We start from the raw sequence: 24506 nt of genomic DNA on the forward strand, positions 1-24506 counted from the left end.
GTTTTCCCATTTGTTCCCATGCTTCTACAAAATCCCTTTGGGGGATTTTTCTATTCTTAACATTTGCCAAGGGGTCATTAAAATAAACATAATCATCATCAAATCCTGTAACTAAGACAGAATGCTCTTTATACGTTATTTTAACAGAGCCGCTTGGAGTATCCCAAGTTTCGAATAAGTTTTCAGGAAGTTTCGAAAATGTAACATTAGATATGATCCAGACTGGATTTCCATTGCTTACGTGATAGAGAATATGTTGGAAGTCAGTCCCGGTTATATCAATTACTCTATTAGGCAAGTAAAATTCTGCTAATTCTTTAATAGGACCATGGTATACACCATAACCAGGATTGTTAATGTTATACATATCACCTACAAAACCATCATAAGGGTTACCAAAAAAGACTTGATCGCCTTTTTTTTGATAGGGAGTTGAATCTTTTTTCACCTCATCTGCAAGTACCATTTTGTTTACATTTACTCCTGCATAATTTAGAAACATGGCAAGACTTGTTACTTCACATCCTCTTGGAAGCTCAGGTAACTGAGAAATTAAAGGGGCATCTAATAATATACTTAGAGGAAGTTGAAAGTCATATCTCCAAACGATGTGACTATCATTAAGAAAATAAACATTGCTTTGTATCTCTTGAGCATAAATAACAGCCTCTTTATAACTCTCAAAACCTCTTGTTATGTCATTTTCATGGACAATAAAAGGTAAATTTGAATCGTTAGATACTATTTGTGAAGGGTGTTGTGAATTACTGTATACCTCTTTAAAACTGTTTATTTTACTAGTGAAATCGAGATCTACCCATTCTTCCTGTATATTTAAATACAATAAAAAAGTAAACATGGCCAAGATTAGAAAAGAAAAAACAAATAAGCCTTGTTTTAAGATTCCTTTTTTTATTAGCCTAGATAAGGCTGTAACAGCAAGTACAAGAAACACAATATAACTCAAAATAAAAAATAGAACTTCCATTCTACGACCTCTTTCAAAAAATAAGTATTAAGTTAGTGGTTCGATAATCTAGATAAATATGTGAAACTTGTGTAATAGAATAAGCGAAAGATTTGTAAAAAATGTGAAGATAGAAAAAAAGTTATGATAAATGATAAATTAAAGCATAAAAAAATTGTAAAAATACCAGAATGATTGAAAAAGCATTCAAGCTAGGACCTATAGTTCAGCCTAGGGAGAAAGGATAGTCTATACTTTTGCTTTCTAACCGTAAAAATTAAACATTAAATTAGAGGATTAAGTAAACGCGAGTTTTATACCAAGGAGGGTGAAATTATGATTGGTGAGGGGATCAGAAAATTAATAGGTTGTATTCTCTTACTAAGCATATTTTTCGTGGGCTATTCTACGCCTGTTCAAGATGTCATAAGTATTCCAAATGAGATTACTGTATATGAAGGGCAGCAAATAAGCTGGGAAGTTTCTTCTACACGTATAGGTGACTTTTCTACAAAAACTGAAAATGAAAAACTTGTTACAAACATTACTACTTCTACAAATAATAGAACAGGTACAACCTCAATCACTGCAACAAGCAAAGAAGCCAATGATACAACTTTGACAATTGAAATAGGTAATTTTCCAATTAAACAAGTTCAGGTTCGTACATTACCAGAACTGAAAATTTTGCCTGGAGGTCATTCCATTGGTGTCAAGCTAAATAAAGAAGGCGTGCTTGTCGCAGGCTATCATTCTGTTAAGTCTTCAGTTGGAGAAGAATCACCTGCAATACATGCAGGAATAGAAGTAGGCGACTTGATAACGAAAATTAATGGTAATCCTATAAGTAGGGGGGTTCAAGTGGAAGAGATTGTTCAAGAAGCTGGCGAGAAAAATGACATACTAAAAATAGAAATAAGGAGAAAAAAACAATTTTTATTAAAAGAGTTAACCCCTTTAAGAAATAAAGAGGATGGCAAATTTCAATCCGGTCTATATGTACGTGATTTCACGGCAGGTATAGGTACTTTAACATTTTTTCATCCTGATACGAATAAATACGGGGCACTTGGTCACGTTATATCAGAAGCTGAAACTAATCAGCCAACCGTTGTTTATGATGGACAAATTGTGTTGGCATCTGTTTCATCAATTGAGAAAGGGGTTAGCGGTGAACCTGGTGAAAAGATAGCCAAATTTTTACCTAATCAGGCGTTTTGGGGTTCTGTAACGATAAATAGTCCTTTTGGTCTTTTTGGAGAAGTATTCAATAAAGGTACTATTTTTGACCAACCTATTCCTGTAGCGTCTGCTGATCAAGTTAAAGAAGGTCCCGCTAAAATACTTACGGTTTTAGAGGGAGATAAAGTACAAGAATTTGATATTAAGATTCTTAAATCAAATCCAAGAAAATCTCCCACAACAAAAGGGTTAATCATTAAAGTCACTGATCCTAAATTACTGAAAAAAACAGGAGGGATTGTACAAGGGATGAGCGGTAGCCCAATTATTCAAGAGGACAAGTTAATTGGAGCGGTTACGCATGTTTTCGTTAATGACCCAACATCGGGCTATGGTGGACACATTGAATGGATGTTACAAGAAGCTGAAATTAAGTAGAGCTAAGAATATACTAGTTAGGTGACTAACTAGTATATTTCTTCTATATCATCTTCATACATTCTACAAACATGCAGGATATACTCCTACAGTAGATTGAGGAGGTGTGCGATGAAAAATAGTACTTATAGACAAATAGTTATAGGAGGATTTTCTCTTATACTAGCTTATCTATTTTTTCAAAGTAGAGAACTCTGGGATCCAATGCATGCTTGGAACAGAGCATTTGCAGATGTATCATTACTATTCTTAAGTGTAATTTTGCTTTTAGGATCCCTTTCTAAGGTATTCGAAACAATTAGAAAATGGCTAGTTTGGAGAAGAGAACTTGGGATATGGACAGGCGTTACGGCAATTGTTCATGTATTGATTCTCCTTGATGGCTGGGTTCAATGGGAAGTATTCCGGTTCTTTTTCGTTTTTAGTCCATTTGCAGGGGATTGGGTGTTGCATCCTGGATTTGCTTTAGGTAATTTATTGGGGATTGTAGCGTTGGTATATGTTCTTATCTTAATGTTAACTTCAAACACGATAAGTAAAAAGATATTGGGATTAAAAGCTTGGAAACATGTTCAACAAACTGTACATGTCTTTTACCATATGGTAATTTTGCATACGGCTTATTTTATTTTTATACACAACCCAGATTCACCTAATTGGCTACAAGCACCCTTCATCATCACTATTACATTAGTCTGGCTAAGCGCTTTAATAGGATTTTGGTTTACCGTAAAAGAAACTAGAAGAAAGTAAAGGTAAATAAATAAGTGGTTCCTTACTAAGGTTAGGAGCCATTCAGTTTGTTGTCATAAGAAATTAAGCAATTAGCTTTCTTAAAAAAAATTTCATAAATCCTCTTCATAGTTTCTACACAATTAAGTGCAATACTCTATAACACAAAGCTTGTAAGACTAATTTTAAATAGGATGTAGAAAGAAGGAAATTTATTGATTTACTTGAACTGGCTTATTAACTGGCTTGGGCGAAAACGTACTATTTGGTTATTGTTTATGACCAATTTGTTGGGAACGATCTACGGATATATATGGTATATGCCTCAATTAGTTGAAACGGAACTTTGGTTTTGGCCGTTTGTCCCAGATAGTCCAACTGCTAGTTTGTTTTTTACCATTACGTTGCTGTCCTTTTTAGTAGGGAAAAAGTGGCCGCTAATAGAAGCGTTTGGTGCTGTGACTTTGTTTAAATATGGAATTTGGGCAGTTGTCATGATTGTGGCAACAAATTTTACTGGAGGTACTCTTCATTGGACAAGTTATATGTTAATTGTTTCTCACATTGGAATGGCAGTTCAAGCACTCTTTTTTAGTCGATACTTCCGTTTTAAATTAAAACATTTGTTAATTGTAGCACTATGGACATTAACAAATGATATATTGGATTATTCTCTGGGGATTTTTCCTTGGTTATATTCTGGACTTCATCCCTATTTAACTTATATTTATTTCTTTACTGTAAGTCTAAGTATAACAAGTATTCTCGTTTTTTATGTGTTGGTGGCAAGGATAACTGGACAACACAAGAATGATAATTTAGTTTGAGTAAATTCGGTGTACTCCATAAAAACATGACCACAAAATTAGAGGTCGTGTTTTTATGGAGGTCATGTCTTTAATCTTTAATTTCATAATAATTTTTGGGGTTCAAAATTGGTGGGTACTGTGGTGTTGAACATTAAATTAATCCCCCTTTTTTTTACATGAATTCTCCATGAAAAAAACAAACATTGAGGATAATATTATTATCTGATCTATAACAAAAAGAAGTATGAGGTGTTTTCAAAATGTGTGGTTTTGTTGGCTATGTAAATGAACAAAAAGTAATAGGAAATAAAGAAAAAAATGAAATAAATAATATGCTTAACTTGATTCATCATCGTGGACCAGATGACACAGGTTTTTTCAAGGATGATCACATCGTTTTTGGATTTAAAAGGCTAAGTATCATTGATGTGGAAAATGGCAATCAACCTATCTCCTATGAAAATGAGCGTTACTGGATGGTATTTAATGGTGAAATTTATAATTACCAGGAACTACGTAAAACCTTGGGGAATATAGGTTACACGTTTCAGACTTCATCAGATTCAGAGACAATTCTTGCTCTTTTCAGTCATAAAAAAGAAGAAGCTTTTTCTGACTTAAGAGGAATGTTTGCTATTTTGATTTGGGACAAGCAGGAGCAAACGATGTACGGGGCACGAGACCCCTTTGGTATCAAACCATTGTATTATACGAATGGTGAAAGTGAGCATGAACTATATTTCGCGTCTGAGAAAAAAAGTTTAGTAGCACTTGAAAACAATAAATCTTTAAATAAGGAAGCATTACATCATTATTTAACTTTTCAATATGTGCCTGAGCCATTAACGATGACAACTGATACGTTTAAAATAGAGCCTGGCCATTATTTCATCAAAAAGAAAGGGGAGGGTTTAATCCAAACAAAATATTGGGAGCCAATCTTCAAACCAAGTCAAGGCAATCTTGAGACAAGTTCTAAACAGATAGCACAAACGTTAGAGGAGTCTGTAAATTGTCATATGATTAGTGATGTTCCATTAGGAGCTTTCTTATCAGGTGGAATTGATTCCACTTGTATAGTGACATTAGCGAAAAAAATTAATCCTGCCATTAAGACATTTACTGTTGGATTTGAGCAAGAAGGTTATCATGAACTAAATCCTGTGAAGCAAACAGTGGAAGCTTTGGAGGTTGAAAATTCTTATTATCAAGTTTCAGTTACTGAATTTATTGAGGAACTCCCTAAAATTATTTGGCATTTAGATGATCCCGTTGCTGACCCAGCAGCTATTCCCCTTTACTTTTTAGCAAGGGAAGCTGCCAAACATGTAAAAGTTGTCTTATCTGGCGAGGGTGCAGATGAACTGTTTGGAGGCTACCGAATTTATAAGGAGCCTTTGTCACTCCGTCCTTTATCGACTCTTCCTGATAGTGGTAAAAGAATGATGAACTTTATTCTTAACAGAGTTCCACAAAAAGTAAAGGGAAGAAATTATATAGAGCGTGGGCTTACACCAATTGAAAAGCGTTACATTGGGAATGCGAAAACGTTTTCAGAAGCCGATAAATTTAAGTTACTGAGCCAGTATCAATCAGATTATAACTATGAAAAGATCACTACGCCATTTTATGAACAAATTCAACACCTTGATGATATTACGAAGATGCAATATATCGATCTTCAGACATGGTTACGAGGTGATATTCTAGTGAAGGCTGATCGAATGACAATGGCGCATTCATTAGAACTCCGTGTTCCATTTTTAGATAAAGAAGTCTTTAAAGTGGCTGCTAACCTTCATCCCACTATAAAGGTAGATAAATCACAAACGAAAATTGCTCTTAGAAGTGCAATGAAGCACATTGTACCAGCGCATATTGTCAATCGAGCGAAGCTAGGGTTTCCCGTTCCAATTCGACATTGGCTACAAAATGAATTGTACGATTGGGCTAAAAATTTGATTATGGATAGTCAGACTGATTATTTATTTAAGAAAGAAGAGATTCTTCATTTGCTTGAACAACATCGTAAAATCAATTTGGCTGAGAGTTCAATATTTAAGAGCAAAGGGGATTATAGTCGTCCATTATGGACAGTACTGACTTTCATGCTTTGGCACCAAGTCTTTATTGAAAAGGTCTATGAATTTGGTACTACTATGGAGCATAGTAAATAGTTTTAAGTTTTTTCATTGAACATGTTGAATAAAGTTATTCAACATGTTCGGCTATTTTTGCTGTATGTTGAACGCTTCTAACAATGCTTGTTTCCTACTTAAGGGGGTTTACATGTTACAGTTTTAATACATATCCTTTTCTCTAATCTTTTAAATAAGCAAGAAAAAATATAGAACTGGAAAAAGGAGCGAGAAATGATGAGGAAATATCTTTTACCTTTAAGTTTTATCGTTGTAATAGTCATTTCAATTGTAATTGTTGTTAATCCATTCCAAACAGCTACCTTAGAAGAGGACCCTATAAGTCAAAAATGGGATGATATTAACCAAGAGGAAGTACTGATGGAGGTTGGTAACGAATATGTAGAAGTAGTTGATTTACGAGAAGTGGAGCTCTATAAAGAGGGGCATATATCTGGAGCCATCAATATCCCCTATGAAGAGTTTCAAGACCGCTATAATGAATTAAATCAAGAAAAACGGATTATTCTTATTTGTCATACAGGAAGAATGGGGGTTGAAAGTGCCGATTTTCTTGTTGAAAAAGGATTTGATAAAGTAGCTAACTTCGGAGGTGGCATGGCTGTATGGGATGGACCTCTTTCAACAGAATAAAGTTCATTTCCTTTTTTAAAACAATAAAGAATTGTCTAGAACTAAAATGCTTATCCCTACTAGTTTGAGTGAAAAGTAAATAGGGAAGCTTTATCTTATAATTCCGTAACGATTATAGTAGCTGTCATTCCAGCTGCTTCATGTCCAGGTATGGTACAAATGGCTTCATACGTACCGGATTTTGGAAAAACAACTGACATACTTTCAGAAGTACCAGGCATCGCATGAAGATGAAAATCCAATCCTTTAATCTCAAAATCATGTTGCTCTATTCCGTTATTAACTAGAGTTAGTGTTACCTCCTCACCAGGTAACACTTGAACTTGATCTGGACCAAACTGATATTCATTCGCATCCATTATTATTTCTTGATTATTTACATGATCGGCATGATGGTTTGTGCTGTTATTAAATTCAAAAGTAAAGTAGTGAAAGCTGAGAATAAACAAACAAACAAGAGTAAAGTATGGAAGTGGGTGTGAAATCAATGAATTATTGTTGGATTCCTTATTAATTTCATAAACTAAAAGTAAATAAATTAGAAAGAAAATCCCAACAGTCCAAAGACTCATTATGTTTAAAAGTTGGTTATAATGTTCAGGGGAAATCATAACACCTAACATCGTTCCCATCATTCCCCCCATTACTCCAGAAATGAGTCCATCAATAATCGCGATCAAGGAGTAAGGAAATCCTGCTATTACACCAACGAACCCGCCAATTAACATGCTTAGAACAGTAATTTCAAAAAACAAGTCAGGAAATAAAACTGCAGAGAACGTACCTATACTTAATCCGGTAATCATTCCAAGAGTCATTGAAACAACCATCCCAATCATATTGCTTAGTTTTTCTTTAAATAGATAGGAAAGACTTATTAACCAAGTTAATAAAAGGATAAAAACAATACCGAGCACGACTGGTTGAAGCAATTTATTCTCTCCCTTCATGTTCATACTTTTAGTTTATTAGCTTAAAAGATTAAATATGTACAAGGGTTACTATTTCTTTAAATGTTCACACATCGGGAGAAAGTGGATACAAATAATTTACTAGGTAAGGTGAAAGTACGTGAGGTGAGACAACTGAAAAGAAACATTCCTATGGTGATTATAATAATTAGCTTTATTTTTTCTTTTTATATGGTTAGTTCAATTAATGAAAAAAAAGAAAATATAAACGAACTTGAAGATATTTATGAAGTCATAACAAAAAATAATATGACGTTACATTCCTGGTCAGCTTATTCAAGGGAGGAACTATATGTAATGAATGTAACTGAAGTGATTGAACTAATTGATGACACACAAAAAAATAAAACAGACTTTGTATGGAGCACGGAAAAAATTGAAAATGACCATCACAATAAAGTAGTTGGTACAAAAAATAACCAAAGCTTAGATGAACGTATCGTGATTACATCTTATGAAGATAGAAATAAGTATAAAGTGAATATTACTTATCAGGTTGTTGGAGATGAGTGGAATTTTGACATTATGAATGAAATATCATCAAACATTAAAGGCAGTTCCATCTTTTATATGATTCAAGGAAGTATTGAAGATAATAATAAGAACTTACAGGACTTAGCTCAAGATTTAGTACGTGACTTTTCTGGAGAGGTTAAAGAAGGGGTTGAAGAGGATCAATTCATATCGGTTTCTGCGTATAACCCTAGGTGGGATTTAAGTCTACCCTTAAATCAGAATGATAAAATGAATTTACAAATAGGGGTTAGGAGTGTTCCATACTCAGATAATGTTGATGTGACAATAGGAACACCTATTATTACGGTTGAACATTAGCTTCCTTGAATTTTCAAATTATTTAAAGGTTTTGATTGTAAGATTGCGCGAAGGTTCAGTTGTATTACTTAATTCATTATAGAATAATTTAGGGGGAGTATAAATGATCGTGTTCCACTTAAAAAACTTGTTGCTCGATAAGGAGATTTCTTTTGAAGATATTGCAAAAGATACAAAAATTCCACTGGAGGAAATTTTGTATCTTTGTTCTAAACATGCAAATAAAATAAATTTTAATACTTTGAACACTCTTTGTCACTATTTGTCAGTAACAACAAATGAACTTTTATCGTACGAGTTTCTAAGAATCGATCAAAATACATTAAACCAAAAAGGCTTAGTGACAGGGTTGCTGCTCTAGACCGCAAAGTAGAGTTTTCATCCTCTATTCAATAGATTACACTCAAAATAGTGATTATTCTAATATTAGGGGATGGATATTTATGAAACGAAATTGGAATGAAGATGAGCTGCTAGAACATTTTGTAGTAGTACCAATTGAAAGAAAACTGATTGGTAATAAAACTGGGACAAGTCGTTTAGGGTTTGCAGTATTATTAAAGTACTTTCAACAAGAGGCTAGATTTCCTTCTAAGAAACAAGATATTCCCAAAGTGGTAGTAGAATTTATAGCACAGCAATTGGGGTTATCTTCAGCACTCTTTGAGGAATAACGTTGGGGCGCAGATGAAAGAAACTTTACTTATCATCGAAAACAAATTCGAGAATTCTTCGGTTTTCGAGAGCTTACAGCAAAAGACAACGAGTTTTTGACAGAGTGGTTACACGGACAAGTTCAGTTTACTCATGATATCGACTACTTAAAAAATCAGGCATATAGCTTATTTCGCAAGTGGCAAGTTGAACCATCTTCGATTGGAAGCTTGAATCGGATGATTGATTCTGCCATTGACACTTTTGAAAAGAATTTATATCAATCGACTTATCATCAGCTGTCTCCTAGGACTTGTTCTCGATTAGATGCATTACTGGAATCTCATGAGGATGAGGAATCGGAAGAAGGTTTTGAAGAAGAGTTTCATGAGAAAATGCAATCTGACATTTTAACTTTTCGGCACCTTTTATCTTCTCCTCGTAAACCAAGTGTAAGTACCATGGAAATGGAAGTTAAAAAACTATTAGCGATCAAGCATCTACAAATTCCTCCAGGATTATTTCATCATTTGACTCCGAAATTAGTAAAGAAATATCGACTTCGTGCAGCTACGGAGACCGTAACGGAATTGCGTGCACACCCAGCACCTATTCGCTATACCCTACTTGCCATCTTATTTTCGCTTCGTCATGGGGAAGTGATTGATTATTTAGCTGATTTATTGGATGAAATTACGCTTAAGTTCGGAAATAAGGCCAAGAATACAACCCGAAAAGAAGCAGTAAAGGAATTAGAAAGAGTCCAAGGGAAAAATAAACATATTGTCAACTTATTAAAAGCGACGGTAGATCATCCAGAAGGCGTTATTCAAGATACTCTATTCCCTATTGTCAGTCCTTCCACGATTCAAGATATTATAAAAGATATGACAAAAAATAATCGGGAATACAAAGAAAAAATCTATACAAAGATGCATGCCTCTTATCGCGGATATTATCGACATGCTTTTTCTAAAATTTTAATGAATCTTACCTTTAGGTCCAACAATAAGTTTCATCAACCTGTGATTGAAGCCATTCAACTCATTAGAGAATATGGAGAAAGTGGGCAACGTTATTTCGCTGCTGGAGATGAAGTTCCTATTGAAGGCGTAATTCAGCCCAAATGGAAAGATATCATTATTGAGACAGACAGTAAAGGCATAGAGAGAGTCAATCGAATCAATTATGAAATTGCAGTGATCCAATCGCTTCGTACTCGACTTCGTTGTAAAGAAATTTGGATTGAGGACGCTGTTCGATATCGAAACCCAGATGAAGATCTCCCTCAAGATTTTGAAGAGCGCAAGGAAGAATATTTTCAAGCACTGAAAACACCACTTGATGTAGAGCCTTTTATCGAAGATATTATACAGTTGATGAAAGATAAGCTCCAATTACTAAATCAAGGGTTAGAGGTTCAAAGTAATGAAAAAGTTGCGATTACTACTAGAAATAACAAGGGATGGATTCGAGTCACACCACTTGAAAAGCAACCCGAACCCCCACATGTGACGAGGATAAAACAGGAGATTAAGAACCGTTGGTCCGACATCAACCTGTTGGATTTACTAAAAGAAACAGATTTTCACACGGAGTTTACCAAGCAGTTTAAGACTACAGCCGATCGCGAGATTTTAGATCGAGAAACCATCCAGCGACGGCTTCTTTTAAGTTTATTTGGATTAGGAACGAACACAGGTTTAAAAGCCGTTTCAGCTGGAAACCACCTAGATAGCTATCGGGAACTTCGTTATATACGCCAAAAATTTATTCATAAAGATCATTTACGAAAAGCCAATGCAGAGGTTACCAATCATATTATCTACCATCGATTGAAAGAAGTATGGGGAGAAGCTACTACTGCATGTGCATCCGATTCAAAACATTTTGGCTCTGGGGATCAGAACTTGCTTTCCGAATGGCATCCTCGTTATAAGAGGCAGGGGATTATGATCTATTGGCATACAGATCGAAAATCGGCATGTATTTATTCTCAACTTAAGTCCTGTCTTTCTTCCGAAGTGGCTGCGATGATAGAAGGGGTCCTTCGTCACTGCACAGATATGGAAATCGATCGAAATTATGTCGATACACACGGCCAAAGTGTGGTTGCTTTTGCTTTTTGTCATCTGCTTGGTTTTAAACTGATGCCACGCTTCAAAAATATAGGTTCTCAAAAGTTGTATCGTCCAGAAGCTGGCATGAATGAGGAATATCCTCACCTGCAACCGGTTTTAAGTAGACCGATTAACTGGGATCTTATTCGACAACAGTATGAACAAATTATTAAGTATGCAACTGCTCTACGATTGGGTACTGCTTCTGCCGAATCCATATTAAAGAGATTTACTAGAGATACCAAACATCCAACCTATCAGGCATTATGTGAATTAGGGAAAGCGATTAAAACGATCTTTTTATGTGATTATTTAAACTATGAAGAGATTCGTAGAGAAATCCATGAAGGATTAAATACAGTGGAACAATGGAACTCGGTCATTACCTATATTTTTTATGGAAAAAACAGTGAAATACGTTCCAATTCTATAGAAGATCAAGAGGTGGCTACACTATCGCTTCAACTGCTGCAAAATTGCTTAGTCTATATGAATACCTTAATGGTACAAGAAGTGCTTTATGACAACAACCAGTATTGGTTGAAGAAAATGACTCTAGAAGATTTTAGGGGATTAACACCTTTATTTTATCATCATGTCAATCCATATGGAACTTTTGAACTCGATATGGATCAACGAATACCTATTAAGTTGAAAGTGTCGTAGTTTTCATCATTTTGAACGGTGATAAAAAACCAGCTATTATCTTGTCATGATATTAGCTGGTTTTTGCAATGAACACTTAGATACGAAAAGAGCCCAATCCTTACTCCAGAAAAGCGCCCTTCGGAATAAAATGTCTGTTAACATTATAGTTGGTAAATTCATCAAATAGTGTTTTGATTATTAAAAGCGACTAAATGGTATCATTTAGTCGCTTCCCTATCTCTTCAATTAATCATCACTACTGTCCTTTGATAATGTTTAGAGTAACTCTAAATTATCCAAGCTTATGTTATTTATATTTATCAATAACTTGCTTTCGTAAGTCTTGATAATTTTTGTTATCTTTTGTTAACTTTTCTTCATCTGTATCTGTTCCATCAACGCTATATTTACCTTTACTCAATGCATGTATTTCATACTGTTCTCTCTCCTCATGCCATGTTAAAAATAATATATAATTGTTCCCTTTCATTAGTGGACTATAATCATTAAATGTAATTATAGTATTTTCACCCTCAACTTGATACATCGGCTCAATTATTTGAATTATTTTTTCTGGGTTAGTTAATTTTTGACGTTGCACATCCTCAATTAATACTTTTTTTACCTTAATATCTGTAGTTGTATAACCTACGTATGGGTTTTCTAATTGATAAGGACTTTCTTTAACTTCTGTAGGATTTTTTACATTTTTTGAATTCCCTATTACTTGGGCCTCTATGACAAGGTCAACCTCTTTTTCAAGTTCTTCAAGACTCTCATATTCAAGAACATTTGCATGACTGCGATCATAAATTACATCGGTACCTAAATTTGAGATTAATATTAATACTGTAACAGTGACTAGTATACCTACTAATAAGAATATTTTATTTTTTATTAGAGCCATTTTTTAAACCTCCGTATATTATTTAATTATTATACAACTTATCGAGATTCCCACTTTACTCTATAATGACTTCCGTCAGTAGTTGATGGGCTATTCATTGATCTTTTACCACTATGCATCCAGTGATCACCCGTGTGTCTTCCGGAAAACCCACCATCTTCAAAATGACCTAAACTCATCGCATGACCAAACTCATGACCAGTATTCATATTTTTTTGAGCTGTTGTCCAACCTGAAACGGCATTCATATTAATAAAAATTCCTGCATACTTAAAATTTGTTCCGGATTTTACATTACTACCAGAAATCATATTTCTACTGGAGTTATAGTAGTAAGTTACCCCACCCACTCCTGAAGGTAGATTATTATCTCTTTGAACTTGTAACATTGTACTTGAACTAAGAGAATAATGCCGAACAAAATCAATCCAAACAGATTGAGTACCCCATTTACTAGCTGCATTAGTAGATTCACTAATAGGGCCGGTTGATGCCACCCACCATGTTACATTATTTTTACTAAAACAACAGGGACTAGGTAAATCACTAAAATTCCCATAAAACACATGATCAGTATATGTTGCTGCCGAAATTGGTACAGATAAATAAAAAAACAATACAATAATAGATATTAAAGTTGATAATTTTTTCATAGCAATTCCTCCAACTATTATAAATGACTTTTCCCTCAATACCAACATTAGTATTAGTTTGTTAATGTTTTCACAAATAGTCTTTTCTTTATAGCCATAGAAATTAAGATTCTGTTATTATGATATAAATATAGGCAAGATTGACACTAATACTTGTTGTCTTGAATAGGTTTTCTTAAAAAGTATATTCCTTTCTATAAATTTAAAATATATCTTAAATATTAGTTCAAAATAATTGAAAATACAACAAATTATGTAAGTTATAAATCGACACCGTTCTACAAGATAACACGAGATAAACAAGCATACTTATTTATCTTCATGTAATTTAAAAGAAAGTCTTTTTTTTAAACAAAGAATAAAAAGTAATCTTTACATGAGAATGTGTCTCATCCTCAATTTAAATTAGAAAAATTTTCGCACAACAATCTGATCCTTTTTTGGAATAACGTGTTTAGGGGGGATGTAATTACATTCGAGCCACATAAATTTTAACATCTTTTTCTACTCATTCAGATTACCAAAAACCAGTATTTTTGTAACGATTAATTACTGCTTCACTTGCCTTTGATATTATTAGGATTAACGGTTACCAAAATTAATTACCAAAAAGATTACCAAATACCTTTACAACAAAGTCACCTCTATTAAAATGAGAATATACAATTTTACTGGAGGTTACATATGATTATTGGTTATGCTCGTGTTTCTACTATTGACCAAAACTTAGATCGTCAAATTAGTATTCTTAATGAATACGGTTGTGAAAAGATAATAAAAGAGAAGTTTACTGGTACTATTAAAGATCGAAAAGGACTTCATCAACTTTTTGATGTAATCAGGAATGGCGATACAGTTGTAGTCGAGAGTATCTCCCGTTTAGGACGTAAAACATTGGATATCCTCAACATTATTCAACAGTTGGAAGAGACAGGAGTGCAATTCATTTCTTTAAAGGAAAATATGGATACAAGGACCTCTACAGGCAAAGCAATGTTCCAAATGATGTGCGTAATTGCTGAATTAGAAAGAAACCTTATTGCTGAGAGAGTAAAGGAAGGACTCGAAGCAAGTAAAAAGCGTGGAAAAACATTAGGAAGACCCAAGCTAGATAAAGAAAAGCTTGCTGTTGCACTTCGGATGTATGACAGTAAAGAATATTCTGTTAAAGAGATAGTCTCAGCAACCGGAATTTCTCAAGGTTCACTATATAGGGCAATAAATCGAAGAAAACTAGGAGAAATAAACTAATAAGGAGTATTTTATTATTTCTACACATTTACTTTGCGGTCTAGAGCAAGAACCCTGTCATTAAGCCAAAAAGGTGAAAAATTATATGGAATAAGTGCAGAAGCAGAAAATCTCAGCTCGGAAATTCTCATTAAAATATCTAATGAATCCAATCAACTTATAATAGACATTCCTAACGAGCTATACGAGCGAGTTTCTGCTTTTTCACCAAATAATATTTCTAATTTGATAGTGGAAAAAGTGATACCACTACTAAAGAAAAGATCAATTAATTTTGATGAATTTATTATAATCTCAACAGGGGCTCATAAAATTAATCATTTTTATTTAAGACGATATTAACTATACTTAAGTAAATTCTCTCCTGCTTTCTGTTTTTTGCGAACTTTTTGAGGGGGAACCAATATTGTTATTGAAGGTCCCAAAATTATAGGGGCCTTCAATAACAGGATTATAGTCATGTCATTTCAATAATTTTTTCATTTGGTTACGTTTGTCAAAAATCAAGTAGAACTAGAGTAATTACTATACTCTAAGAAATAATGCTAAGTAAAATTAGTTATTCACCTTCTCAGCGGAGTTCCAGTAATAATCACTAATAATTTCTGCTAATGCCTCAGTTGTCCGGTAACTTTCCTCTAATGTATTATCTACACCGCCCATTTCAATAAGTATGGAGTTTTCTGAAAGATCCTGATTATATCTACCGTTAATCCCAGTCCCGTCCTTTACAAGTACCCCTCTGCTTAACCCTGGATATTGTTTTTCGAGTAAATAGTGCAAGTCCTCAGCTAGTTTTTGATTCTTCTCATAGTTAGGGTTATTTTTTCCTATAACAAAATAAGTTCGCGCATATTCTATCCCGTTTATTGTAACAGTTGTTATATCCCTGCGTAATGCATCACGATGAATTTCAAAGAAAAATTCCAAGTCTTGATTGTCTTCCATTGCTGTTTTTATAAGGTCTCTTGACGCTTCATAGGACTGAGGATAGCTCCAGCTACGTTCGCTTAACATACCACTAATATCAGTTTTGTCGACTTCTGTTCCAATTCCTCTTTTTTCTAATTCTTTTCCTAATCTCTCGCCTACTAAAGTAACATTTAGCTCTGCATGCCAAGCATCGTCCGGTTCAGATGCGTTTTTTAATTCAGGCAGGAATGATTCCCGACTATGTGAATGGATAATATGAACGATTTTATTCTGTGTTGATCGCGATTCGGCGCTCATATCATTGCGTTCATCAGAAGTTTCTTCGTTCATATTTGCCAAATTCTCAGAAGCGGCCTCTCTTTCAGCAAGAATGACATCCATAGGGGGCGCTGATTCAGAAGTAGGCATATTTGTAAAATCAGATCCTTCTCCAGCGACAACAATCGTTCCATCATAAAAAGAAAACCCAGGAAGTTCTCTTCCTAAAAAAGTTCTAGGATCATCAAAATTTATATTAGTTATTAATTCAAATGCAAATTTCCCTATTGAAGGATTTTGACTTTCAGCTGGCAAAACTTCTGAAAAATAATGATTCTCCATGCTCATAAAATAAAAGAGTGATTCAACGGAGATGTCATAAGTTGTTCGTTTTAATGCGTCACTTGTTAGCGATGTTTGAAAGGTCGTTAATGCTCCAATAATTATAAAGATGGAAATCATACTTAAAATCAACATAATTACTATATTTTGTACGGGTGCAGTACTATGAGTTTTGCTAGATTTCAAAAGCGACCTCTCCTTTCACTCGTTAATAGATATGACCATAAGTTAAATATTAGAAGAATCAAATTCTACAAAACTCTATTAATTTAAGTGAAATTTTTTATTAATAATAGAAAAAGAGGCCAGAGAATCGTTCATTATAAAGTGGTAATGGAATGAAAATGAATCTTCTTTGACTAAAAGTTCATTGTTTTTACATACTTTTAAGTTAGTATGACATTAGGAAGTTTATATTAAAAATTTAGGTGAAGAGGCAGTATGTTTAAGAAATAGATTAAGCATGAGGTGAGATCAATGAAAAAAATACTTATAGTTGATGATGAAAAACAAATGCAATCATTGCTCTGTGTATGTATTGGTTCTAGCGAATTTGAGTTAACGACCGCGGGTTCTGGAAAAGAAGCACTTGAATTAATAAAAGAGCAACAGTTTGATTTAATGTTACTTGATATTATGATGCCAGAAATGAATGGCTTTCAAGTATTAAAGGAATTAACAGAGAAAGAATTATTAGTGCCTACTATTATTATTTCAGCTATTGGTGAAACAGATCAGGTGGTAGAGGGGTTAAACCTTGGGGCATCTGATTATATTACGAAGCCGTTTGAACCGAAAGAACTAGTGGCCAGAGTTAATTCTGTACTTCGACGTGTAGAACCTTTACAACAGGTAGAAAAAAGGAAGGGGATGTTTGGAATTACTATAGATCATTCGCAGCAAATGGTTTTCTACAATCAGAAAGGGATTCCACTGACGAAAAAAGAGTATCAACTTTTTAGTACCCTTCTATCCAACCCTGGACGTGTTTATACAAGGGAACAACTCTTTTACCTTGTATGGGATGAGGCAGATGATCGTGATTTCCGAAATATTGATACCCATATTAAAAACATCCGTGACAAATTAAAAAAAGCCGGGCTTGACAACACTGTCGTGGAGACAGTATGGGGGATTGGTTATAAAGTTCCTCAGCATGAGGGATTGAGTACATGAAATTGTCGACTAAAGTGAGCTTGCTTGTTCTTTTGTCCGTGGTATTGATCATAGTCATGATGGGTTTCTCCTTTTACACCCTTTCGAAATCATTTTACAAAAATCAACTCCAGGGGGAAATTGAGCATAGACTTGACGCACACCGCGAAGTAGTAGAACTGCATATGGTGCCAGAAACGCTAGAACATGTGATGATTATGGAAAAAAGAAACCAAGATAATACATTTATTATTTTTGATGCGAATTTTAATGTTCAAAATAGTACCCAACAAGTTTCAAAGGAAATGATTGATCGATATCAAAGTTGGATTGTTAGTCTTTCTAAACGATCGAATGAAAAAACAGAATTTGTTAACACGATGACCGAACATATTCCCCATATTTGGTCATACGAACCGTTTAAAATCAACGGAGAGTTGGCAGGGTATCTATTTATTGACCAAGATACTGGTAGCTTTGAAGAAGCTAGATTAACTCTTTTAGGTATTACAATGTCAATGGGATTGATTACACTTTTATTTTCGGGTATGTTTACAATTTTCTTATCAAAAAAGATTACTCTTCCAATTACGAATGCACGGGATTTGACAAAGCAAATAGCAAAAGGGAACTTTGATGTCCAACTTTCTAGTAAAGGAAATGACGAAATAGACGATTTATTAAGGCATATTTCTACTATGGCAATACAACTTAAAGAATATAGGGATACAAGACAACAATTTCTAACCAACGTCTCCCATGACATCAGAACACCACTAACATATATTAAAGGCTATGCTGCATTGTTAAAAGATCAGAAGGTGGAAGCAGACCTTGTTCATGATCAGGCAACAATCATTCACCAGGAAGCTGTGCGAATGGAAAGTTTAGTAAAGAACCTTTTTCAATTAATGAAGCTAGAGGAAGGTAAAATCCAGTTGAATATTCAGGAAATCGACCTTGTAGATTTCATTCAAGAAGTTAAAAAGAAAGTAACATTAGCTACTGATGATAAGAAAATAGACATACTCTTTTCGTACGCCCACCCAACTCTTCTTGCTAACATTGACCCAGATCAGTTTGAACGAGTCTTACTTAATCTTTTGAATAATAGTATTAGACACACAAACCTAAATGGGAAAATACAAGTTAGATTAGAGGAGAGATACAAAGAAATAATAATTGAAATTGAAGACAATGGCGAAGGAATTCCAGCTAAGGATCTTCCCTATATATGGGACCGTTTTTATCGAGTAGACAAATCGCGTTCCACGAAATACGGTGGTAGCGGATTAGGGTTAGCCATTACTAAGCAAATTATTGAACAGCATGGTGGAACAATACAAATCAAAAGTACAGTTAATGTAGGAACGGTCTTCACCATAAGATTGAACAATTCTTGATATATTGTTATCAAATATGGATGGACTTAACAACCAGCGAGCAGAATAAGTCCTTTTTTCATAAATAGAAATAGCCTCAAAAATTAAATTTTCTAAAGAAAGTATTAATCTTTTGTATTTCTTCATATTTCCATCAAATTCTTTTGTTACATTTTTTATGAAAGATCCTTAAAGTTCTGTAGGGAACCGAATTAATGAAAGGGGTTTGGAAAAATGGATTTAGTTACATTTCTTTTACTTGGTGTTCTTGTGCTCTTAATCCTGACTTGTGTTAAAGGCATGGGCAAGCACGGTGGAAGTTCTACCTGTTGTTCGCCTAAAAAAAACATAACTGCTAATCCAGTAAACAACGAAGAATCAGTTTCTGAATCGATCGAGTTACAAAAAATGCATTCACAAATAGAGAAAATAGAAAAGGATAATCAAAAACTATTGAAAGAAATGGAAGGATTACGAAAGGAGTTGTAACAATTGAACACATTTTTACTAGTATTTATTGCGATTAAAATCGTTTGTCTGTTCTTCTGTTGGAAAGCCGTCAAGATGGCTAAGCAGAGTACCCCTAATGGGACGCAAAAAAATAAGAATGAGAATTTAATTAACTCATCTGAAGATTGGCAGCGAGCACATAAACAAATGAGTAAGTTAATGGAAGAAAATAAAAAGTTGACTGCATCTTTAGAGGAACTAAAAAAGTCAAAGTCATCTTAAGGAAAATGCTCATGTTATAGAGTAATCATTGTAAAAGATTAATGTAATGTTGGTAATTGAAGAAAACAAATGACGCATGAAAGAATAATGGCATTGACTCCTATCAATTTGTTGTAGGAGTCTTTTGTTGTCTATAAACAAAGTTACTATAGATAATACCAAAATTTAAAAAACTTCATATTTTCTACATAATTGAACGATAGAATAATAGTTCTTGATCAGAGTAACAATACACGAAAAATAAAACGTAAGGGTCTATGGAGATCTATTAAAATTACGAGGGTTTAAATCATTATGAAGATAAATAGAGGAGGGGAAAATGGAAGATAGACTTATATATTACTTTCAAGAGTATGAACACTTTGCAATCTTAATTAGTATTGGAATTAGTATTATTGTTGCAGTATTAGGAGTTATTCCAAGTTTCTTTGTGACTGCAGCGAATCTTATCTTTTTCGGGTTCTGGATGGGGACAATTATTTCTTTTGTTGGAGAGGCGCTCGGAGCCATCATAGCATTTTATTTGTATCGAAAAGGGTTAAAACAATTTTCTCAGAAGCCATTGGACAAGTACCCGAAATTAAAACGGTTAGTACATTTAAAAGGAAAAGATGCCTTTTATTTAATTTTATCCCTTCGCCTTCTTCCTTTTGTTCCTTCAGGTCTGGTTACTCTTGCTGGAGCCATTGGTAGTGTCTCATTTATCACTTTTGCTATTGCAAGCTCAGTAGGTAAAATACCTGCGCTTTTGATTGAAGCGTATTCGGTTTATCAGATTACTCAATTTGAGTGGCAAGGAAAAATGATCCTTAGCATTGCAGCGCTTTATTTAATTTTTGTTGTTTGGAAAAAAAGGAAGCAACCCACTTCTGTATGAATAAGCCACTTATTAAGAAAGTTTAAGATCTGAAATCTCGCTAAGTTGTAATTGCAGTAATAACACAGAAAGGATAGGTCATGTATTAAATGAGGTATTTTTACATTGCTGCACTAGCAGTGGTATTTGGAATCTTAATTGTAATTTATAAAGAAAATTCACTATTAACAGATTCTACAAAAGAAGAAAATAAAGAAATGTTATTAAGTGACTACTTATCAACAGACGACGGAAAAATGAAGAATAAGAACGATGATTTAGATAGTGCTCCAATAAAAAATAGTATTGATAAAGGCGAACAATCCCAAGAAGATTTTGATAAAGATAAACCATGGGAATCTTACACGGAAGAGCAATTAGATGATATTCTTTTATTAATAAATAAAGAGCGGGGCTTACCAAAAGACTATGTACCTTCGGATTTAGTTGAGCCAAATGTCCCCTTTCCGTTCATTGAGGATCTGCCTCAACGCTTAATACGACAGGAGGCAGCGGCAGCACTTGAAGATTTATTTAAAAAAGCCAATGATGAAAACTTAAATCTTTATGCTCAATCCGGGTATCGCTCTTATGAACGACAGGAGAGTATCTTTGCGTATTATGTTGAGAGAACCGGTGAAGAAAAGGCAAGTCGAGTAAGTGCGAATGCTGGGCATAGTGAGCACCAAACTGGTCTAGCCATGGATGTCACTAGTCCGGAAGTGAATTTTCAATTAGTCACCTCATTTGAAGATACACCTGAGGGGCAATGGATTAAGGAAAATGCTGCGCAGTTTGGTTTTATCATACGTTATCCAAAAGATAAAGAAAAAATTACAGGTTATCAATACGAGCCATGGCATCTTCGGTTTGTAGGCAAAGAGCCGGCCAAAATAATTCATGAACAAGGGTTAACGTTAGAAGAATACTTAGGATTTGAGTAAGCTTTGAAGAGTAGATTTTAATTAAAGTAAATACTAATATCTTTATTCTTAGCTCTCTTCTCCAGGGGGCTTATTTACGTTTTGGTATCATGATGATAATTAAATTTCGAACAAATTTCCTTTAATACTTCTGCCTTATGTAACTTGGTAATATTTACTAGGTTTTTGTAGAGTGGTCTATTAAATAATAAGGAAGAAGGGAGGAGATGTAAAATGACCACTTTGATTGATTCAACTATACAGCAACATCAGGCGTGTATTGATGCTTGCAACAAATGTATGCAAGCATGCGAAGAATGTTTATCATCATGTCTAAAAGAGCCTGATGTCCAAGCTAGAACTCACTGTATCAGTATGTTAAGAGACTGCGCAGATATTTGTTCAATGGCATCTCAGTGGATGTCACGTGGAAGTATGTTTGCAAAACAATTTTGTGAAATGTGTGCTATGATCTGCGAAGCCTGTGCTACTGACTGTGAGAAGTTCCAAGACGCTCATTGCCAGGAATGTGCTACTTACTGCCGCAAGTGTGCAGAAGAGTGCCGTAAAATGGTAGCTTAAAATCGAGCAAAAGCAGGTGACCAAGGTTGCCTGTTTTTGTTCAATACCTGTTAAAGAAGGGGTCAAATGATTATACAAGACATTAAAAAGTTAGATCGTACCATGCTGATTTTATTATTCGGAGTCTTGCTTTCCCATTTAGGAACATACTTAGTGATTCCTATGTTACCGATTATGTTAAAAATAGATGCAGCATTATCTCTAGCGCAAATAGGAATGATCTTAGCAATGAATGCCATATCATTTCAATTTGGGAGCTTACTCGGAGGATTTTTGGCAGATCGTATTGGCAGAAGGTTCATTATTGGGTTAGGAGCCATGATTGGTGCAGTTGGATTAATCGGTTTTGGACTCTTTAATATATTTGGATTGTTACTTGTAGCCTCACTGATTACAGGTCTTGGCAATGGATTGAATGCTCCATCAACCAAGGCGGCCATTGCGGCACTGGCATCAGAAGAAACGCAAACGACAGCCTTTTCGATGCGTGGGATTGCAGCTAATATCGGAACAGCAGCTGCTGGCCTTATTATCTTCTTTGTTGTGACAGGATCCTCTAAGTTGATTTTTTGGATAGCGGGAGTTATTTATGTGGTACTCGCATTAAAGAGTTGGTTTTTCCTTCCGAAAAATTGCGGAGATGCAAATTGTCCCGTTATCCCATCGGGTGCTTATAAGGAAGTGTTTAAGAACAAACCTTTTATTATGTTTGGTGTAGTAAGTGTTGTGATTTGGGCTTTGTATGCTCAGTTAGCTTTAACGCTTCCACTACGGGCAACGGAGGTTTTGCCTGATCCAAGTAATGTGGCTTTGATTTGGACGATCAATAGTGGGATTGTCATTTTGGCTCAAAACGTGATGACAGGAAAAGTTATTCAGAGGTTACATCCGTTAACCGCACTTGCATTCGGGATGTTATTTATTGGGTTTGGAGTCGGTTCTCTTTACTTTGCTACATCGTTTTTTCACCTTGTTTTAAGTGGTGCCATCTTTGTTGTAGGTGAAATGCTTATCTTACCAACTATCGATAGTACAATTTCACAGTTATCGACAGCCGGATTGATCGGTCTCTTCTTTGGATTGGCGAATGTGATGTCAGGCTTAGGTGAAGCTGGTGGAAACTTTATTGGTGGTCAATTACTTCAAATCGGAACAGAAGTTAGTTATTTACCGTGGGTCGTGTATGGAGCAACAGGGGTAGCGTTATTCTTGGTTGTTCTATTACTCAAGAAATGGCAGCCACTTGAACAATTATTACAAAAGGCTACGACACAAGATGATAAGCCGAGACACGCACCAAGAGTTCAACCGTGACCTACGAAAAACCGCTCTCATCCGTTTAGTGGTTGGGAACAAGAAGTAATTTTTAGGAAAAAAAGTCATCCACAGAGATAGGAGAATCAAATGGAACAACATCAACATCATGAAATGCAACATCATATGCACATGGGCGCAGCCGAAAACGATATCATTACAACCATTACGTATCAGGACTCTATTTTGAATATTCATTTAGAAGATCGAGAAGGGAGCCCACTAGAGCTATTACAAACACATGAGAAATATATGCACCTGATCGTCGTCAGTGATGATTTGCAAGAGTTTTATCATTTACATCCTGAGCAAATTGATTTGTATACGTATGAAGTAACGCTCCCTCTTCGTGATCTTACATCTTATAAGGCTTTTGTTGATATAAATCCGAAAGGGAAACATTATCTAATTGAAGCGAATGCAATAGAGGGCAATATACTTAATCATACTCATTTCTGTCATAATGAAATGAATCTTATTCCTAACAAAGAAAAGATAAAGGAAATTAGTGGGAAGATCGTTGAAATGACTCACGGTCCATTGAAAATCGGAGAAGATGTTACACTTCATTTCGATCTCAAAGGTGAGAAACCTGAACCTTATCTAGGGGCTCTTGGACATGTAGTAATCATTGATGATGAAGTAAAGCAATTTATTCATGTGCATCCTAATTCAGATCATGAAACAGTATTTGTTGCTCAATTTATAGATAGCGGTTTTTACAAACTATGGGTTGAATTTAAATTTGCAGAACAAATAATTGCTTTTCCTTTTTGGATAGAAGTAAAGGAAAAGTAAATGCATGAAATATTTTATCACGCCAATCAGAGACTTGAATCTCAAAAATTCTTGTCTTTTTCTTTTTGCTTATAATTCTACAAAGGCTAGTGTAAATATAAAACGAATACTATACGATTGAAAAAACTACCAGAATGACTTTCTAAGCATAGAAATGGATGAGCTGACGTTTTAAAAAATATAATTGATAGAAGTCCACAAAAAAAACACAATTAAGAGGTACGCTAATATAGTAGTAAGGTCGCTAATTATAAATAATGAATATTAAATGAA

22 protein-coding genes and 1 pseudogene are annotated in these 24506 nt (G+C 34.5%); 18 read left to right on the forward strand and 5 right to left on the reverse strand.

Features of this window, described 5'->3' with window-relative positions; translation table 11 throughout:
* Positions 1-988 (reverse strand): C39 family peptidase (locus tag BALCAV_RS06630; protein ID WP_052044348.1); only part of this gene is annotated, 988 nt, incomplete at its 3' end.
* A 315-nt stretch (positions 989-1303) separates the two neighbouring features.
* On the opposite strand from BALCAV_RS06630, the gene spoIVB reads away from it, so the two are divergent.
* The 5 genes from spoIVB to BALCAV_RS06655 all read left to right on the forward strand — a co-directional run bounded on the left by spoIVB (position 1304) and on the right by BALCAV_RS06655 (position 6920).
* On the forward strand, positions 1304-2587 hold the full coding sequence (spoIVB, locus tag BALCAV_RS06635; RefSeq protein ID WP_003322353.1) for a SpoIVB peptidase: 1284 nt from the start codon (positions 1304-1306) through the stop codon (positions 2585-2587).
* A gap of 111 nt (positions 2588-2698) precedes the next feature.
* Entirely contained in the window at positions 2699-3340 is a 642-nt protein-coding gene (locus tag BALCAV_RS06640) for a ferric reductase-like transmembrane domain-containing protein (protein WP_040323754.1), read from the forward strand.
* Between the two features lie 194 nt (positions 3341-3534).
* Complete coding sequence (locus BALCAV_RS06645; RefSeq protein WP_003322350.1) at positions 3535-4146, forward strand: DUF1405 domain-containing protein; 612 nt, start codon at positions 3535-3537, stop codon at positions 4144-4146.
* A 242-nt stretch (positions 4147-4388) separates the two neighbouring features.
* Positions 4389-6305 (forward strand): asparagine synthase (glutamine-hydrolyzing), encoded by a 1917-nt coding sequence (asnB, locus tag BALCAV_RS06650; protein WP_003322348.1) that lies wholly within the window; start codon positions 4389-4391, stop codon positions 6303-6305.
* A gap of 198 nt (positions 6306-6503) precedes the next feature.
* A complete protein-coding gene (locus tag BALCAV_RS06655) occupies positions 6504-6920 on the forward strand; it encodes a rhodanese-like domain-containing protein (protein ID WP_003322347.1) in 417 nt (138 codons plus the stop codon).
* Between the two features lie 95 nt (positions 6921-7015).
* Here the strand turns inward: BALCAV_RS06655 and BALCAV_RS06660 are convergent, their stop codons facing one another.
* Positions 7016-7852: a cupredoxin domain-containing protein gene (locus BALCAV_RS06660; protein ID WP_003322345.1), complete on the reverse strand. Its 837-nt coding sequence runs from the start codon at positions 7850-7852 to the stop codon at positions 7016-7018.
* Between the two features lie 102 nt (positions 7853-7954).
* Here BALCAV_RS06660 and BALCAV_RS21110 point away from each other — a divergent pair, with 102 nt between their 5' ends.
* The 3 genes and pseudogenes from BALCAV_RS21110 to BALCAV_RS06675 all read left to right on the forward strand — a co-directional run bounded on the left by BALCAV_RS21110 (position 7955) and on the right by BALCAV_RS06675 (position 12165).
* On the forward strand, positions 7955-8725 hold the full coding sequence (locus BALCAV_RS21110) for a YwmB family TATA-box binding protein (protein WP_003322344.1): 771 nt from the start codon (positions 7955-7957) through the stop codon (positions 8723-8725).
* Positions 8726-8828: 103 nt separating this feature from the next.
* Positions 8829-9086 carry a helix-turn-helix domain-containing protein gene (locus tag BALCAV_RS06670; RefSeq protein ID WP_003322342.1) on the forward strand — a complete coding sequence of 86 codons (258 nt, stop codon included), beginning with the start codon at positions 8829-8831 and terminating at the stop codon, positions 9084-9086.
* 82 nt (positions 9087-9168) lie between these two features.
* A pseudogene (locus BALCAV_RS06675) lies at positions 9169-12165 on the forward strand (Tn3 family transposase).
* 289 nt (positions 12166-12454) lie between these two features.
* On the opposite strand, the gene BALCAV_RS06680 reads toward BALCAV_RS06675, so the two are convergent.
* Positions 12455-13054: a hypothetical protein gene (locus BALCAV_RS06680; RefSeq protein ID WP_003322336.1), complete on the reverse strand. Its 600-nt coding sequence runs from the start codon at positions 13052-13054 to the stop codon at positions 12455-12457.
* A gap of 38 nt (positions 13055-13092) precedes the next feature.
* A complete protein-coding gene (locus BALCAV_RS06685) occupies positions 13093-13707 on the reverse strand; it encodes a hypothetical protein (protein WP_003322335.1) in 615 nt (204 codons plus the stop codon).
* Positions 13708-14391: 684 nt separating this feature from the next.
* Here BALCAV_RS06685 and BALCAV_RS06690 point away from each other — a divergent pair.
* Positions 14392-14958: a recombinase family protein gene (locus tag BALCAV_RS06690; protein WP_003322334.1), complete on the forward strand. Its 567-nt coding sequence runs from the start codon at positions 14392-14394 to the stop codon at positions 14956-14958.
* 555 nt (positions 14959-15513) lie between these two features.
* Here BALCAV_RS06690 and spoIIP read toward each other — a convergent pair.
* Positions 15514-16677, reverse strand: coding sequence for a stage II sporulation protein P (spoIIP, locus tag BALCAV_RS06700; RefSeq protein WP_003322333.1), 1164 nt, complete (start codon positions 16675-16677; stop codon positions 15514-15516).
* A 291-nt stretch (positions 16678-16968) separates the two neighbouring features.
* Here spoIIP and BALCAV_RS06705 point away from each other — a divergent pair, with 291 nt between their 5' ends.
* The 9 genes from BALCAV_RS06705 (at position 16969) to BALCAV_RS06745 (ending at position 24233) form a co-directional block, all read left to right on the forward strand.
* A complete protein-coding gene (locus tag BALCAV_RS06705; protein ID WP_003322332.1) occupies positions 16969-17667 on the forward strand; it encodes a response regulator transcription factor in 699 nt (232 codons plus the stop codon).
* Positions 17668-17831: 164 nt separating this feature from the next.
* On the forward strand, positions 17832-19049 hold the full coding sequence (locus BALCAV_RS06710; protein ID WP_235213083.1) for a sensor histidine kinase: 1218 nt from the start codon (positions 17832-17834) through the stop codon (positions 19047-19049).
* Positions 19050-19262: 213 nt separating this feature from the next.
* Positions 19263-19517 carry a hypothetical protein gene (locus BALCAV_RS06715; protein ID WP_003322329.1) on the forward strand — a complete coding sequence of 85 codons (255 nt, stop codon included), beginning with the start codon at positions 19263-19265 and terminating at the stop codon, positions 19515-19517.
* Positions 19518-19520: 3 nt separating this feature from the next.
* Positions 19521-19760 carry a hypothetical protein gene (locus tag BALCAV_RS06720; RefSeq protein ID WP_003322328.1) on the forward strand — a complete coding sequence of 80 codons (240 nt, stop codon included), beginning with the start codon at positions 19521-19523 and terminating at the stop codon, positions 19758-19760.
* Between the two features lie 319 nt (positions 19761-20079).
* Entirely contained in the window at positions 20080-20637 is a 558-nt protein-coding gene (locus BALCAV_RS06725) for a TVP38/TMEM64 family protein (RefSeq protein ID WP_003322326.1), read from the forward strand.
* Positions 20638-20726: 89 nt separating this feature from the next.
* On the forward strand, positions 20727-21560 hold the full coding sequence (locus BALCAV_RS06730; protein WP_003322325.1) for a M15 family metallopeptidase: 834 nt from the start codon (positions 20727-20729) through the stop codon (positions 21558-21560).
* A gap of 279 nt (positions 21561-21839) precedes the next feature.
* Positions 21840-22121, forward strand: a complete 282-nt coding sequence (locus BALCAV_RS06735; RefSeq protein WP_407920838.1) for a four-helix bundle copper-binding protein — start codon at positions 21840-21842, stop codon at positions 22119-22121.
* A 66-nt stretch (positions 22122-22187) separates the two neighbouring features.
* Entirely contained in the window at positions 22188-23435 is a 1248-nt protein-coding gene (locus BALCAV_RS06740) for an MFS transporter (protein WP_003322323.1), read from the forward strand.
* A 90-nt stretch (positions 23436-23525) separates the two neighbouring features.
* Positions 23526-24233, forward strand: a complete 708-nt coding sequence (locus tag BALCAV_RS06745) for a hypothetical protein (protein ID WP_003322322.1) — start codon at positions 23526-23528, stop codon at positions 24231-24233.
* Positions 24234-24506: the final 273 nt, after the last annotated feature.

This window comes from Alkalihalobacillus alcalophilus ATCC 27647 = CGMCC 1.3604, assembly GCF_000292245.2.
Lineage (GTDB): Bacteria > Bacillota > Bacilli > Bacillales > Bacillaceae_D > Alkalihalobacillus > Alkalihalobacillus alcalophilus.

What these genes read in the sequence shown, in the direction of transcription:
- spoIVB (WP_003322353.1), top strand. Translation starts at nt 1,304, where the DNA reads ATGATTGGTGAGGGGATCAGAAAATTAATAGGTTGTATTCTCTTACTA.
- BALCAV_RS06640 (WP_040323754.1), top strand. Translation starts at nt 2,699, where the DNA reads ATGAAAAATAGTACTTATAGACAAATAGTTATAGGAGGATTTTCTCTT.
- asnB (WP_003322348.1), top strand. Translation starts at nt 4,389, where the DNA reads ATGTGTGGTTTTGTTGGCTATGTAAATGAACAAAAAGTAATAGGAAAT.
- BALCAV_RS06655 (WP_003322347.1), top strand. Translation starts at nt 6,504, where the DNA reads ATGAGGAAATATCTTTTACCTTTAAGTTTTATCGTTGTAATAGTCATT.
- BALCAV_RS06670 (WP_003322342.1), top strand. Translation starts at nt 8,829, where the DNA reads ATGATCGTGTTCCACTTAAAAAACTTGTTGCTCGATAAGGAGATTTCT.
- BALCAV_RS06680 (WP_003322336.1), bottom strand. Translation starts at nt 13,054, where the DNA reads ATGGCTCTAATAAAAAATAAAATATTCTTATTAGTAGGTATACTAGTC.
- BALCAV_RS06685 (WP_003322335.1), bottom strand. Translation starts at nt 13,707, where the DNA reads ATGAAAAAATTATCAACTTTAATATCTATTATTGTATTGTTTTTTTAT.
- BALCAV_RS06690 (WP_003322334.1), top strand. Translation starts at nt 14,392, where the DNA reads ATGATTATTGGTTATGCTCGTGTTTCTACTATTGACCAAAACTTAGAT.
- BALCAV_RS06705 (WP_003322332.1), top strand. Translation starts at nt 16,969, where the DNA reads ATGAAAAAAATACTTATAGTTGATGATGAAAAACAAATGCAATCATTG.
- BALCAV_RS06710 (WP_235213083.1), top strand. Translation starts at nt 17,832, where the DNA reads ATGGTGCCAGAAACGCTAGAACATGTGATGATTATGGAAAAAAGAAAC.
- BALCAV_RS06715 (WP_003322329.1), top strand. Translation starts at nt 19,263, where the DNA reads ATGGATTTAGTTACATTTCTTTTACTTGGTGTTCTTGTGCTCTTAATC.
- BALCAV_RS06725 (WP_003322326.1), top strand. Translation starts at nt 20,080, where the DNA reads ATGGAAGATAGACTTATATATTACTTTCAAGAGTATGAACACTTTGCA.
- BALCAV_RS06730 (WP_003322325.1), top strand. Translation starts at nt 20,727, where the DNA reads ATGAGGTATTTTTACATTGCTGCACTAGCAGTGGTATTTGGAATCTTA.
- BALCAV_RS06735 (WP_407920838.1), top strand. Translation starts at nt 21,840, where the DNA reads ATGCAAGCATGCGAAGAATGTTTATCATCATGTCTAAAAGAGCCTGAT.
- BALCAV_RS06740 (WP_003322323.1), top strand. Translation starts at nt 22,188, where the DNA reads ATGATTATACAAGACATTAAAAAGTTAGATCGTACCATGCTGATTTTA.
- BALCAV_RS06745 (WP_003322322.1), top strand. Translation starts at nt 23,526, where the DNA reads ATGGAACAACATCAACATCATGAAATGCAACATCATATGCACATGGGC.